This window comes from Marinobacter sp. R17, from assembly GCF_003789045.1.
Taxonomy (GTDB): domain Bacteria; phylum Pseudomonadota; class Gammaproteobacteria; order Pseudomonadales; family Oleiphilaceae; genus Marinobacter_A; species Marinobacter_A mangrovi.
Genome location: NZ_RHGZ01000063.1, coordinates 1 through 766 on the forward strand (window position 1 = coordinate 1; position 766 = coordinate 766).

Consider the following 766-nt stretch of genomic DNA (forward strand, 5'->3'; position numbering starts at 1 on the left):
TCGTTGTGTTCGGACTTGCATAGCAGGCTATGCGGCGTCCAAACACGCCTCGATCTGCCCAATTCTTGACAGCTTTACTGGGGCTGTAGCTCAGCTGGGAGAGCGCCTGCCTTGCACGCAGGAGGTCAGCGGTTCGATCCCGCTCAGCTCCACCAATTCAAGCTGTATGGTGGATGAGTTGATAGGATGGCAGCGCCTGCCTTGCACGCAGGAGGTCGGTCCGGGGTCGCGAACGACTTCGATCCTGCCTGGCTCCACCAACTTACGGATACCTGACTACGGTCAGTGTGCAGAAACAAGTATTTCGGATTGATGACAGATCAACTTCGAAATCCTTCTTTCTGATCACTGGGTCAGACATGCTCTTTAACAATGCGGACAAGATTGCAAAGCGGAGGATTCGTTTCTTTATCTCCGAAACGAAGAATCCAAATGATAGCGATTTCAAGCGTTATCCGGTGTTAATCGTTGGGTTGCTTAATCTTGGATCAACCGCTGGCAGGACAAAAGGCTGCTGGCAGGTTTAATCAAGGCTGAAGGCGTCAGGCAAGGCGCAGGCTGAGTGAAGGAAGGCGCATACATTGGTATGTAACTGACTGAACGAAGACTGCAACGCTGCATGACGACTTCAGACGCCGATTAAACAGTTGGTTTGGGGTTATATAGTCAAGCAACTAAGCGCATACGGTGGATGCCTTGGCAGTCAGAGGCGATGAAAGACGTGGAAGCCTGCGATAAGGCTCGGGGAGCTGGCAAACAAGCTGTG

The 766-nt window shown here is 52.0% G+C and carries 1 tRNA gene and 1 rRNA gene; both read left to right on the plus strand.

Annotated elements, in window-relative coordinates:
* Positions 1 to 79: 79 nt before the first annotated feature.
* Positions 80 to 155: transfer RNA gene (locus EB809_RS20870), tRNA-Ala, on the plus strand.
* Positions 156 to 664: 509 nt separating this feature from the next.
* Positions 665 to 766 (plus strand): 23S ribosomal RNA (locus EB809_RS20875); the annotation flags it as partial.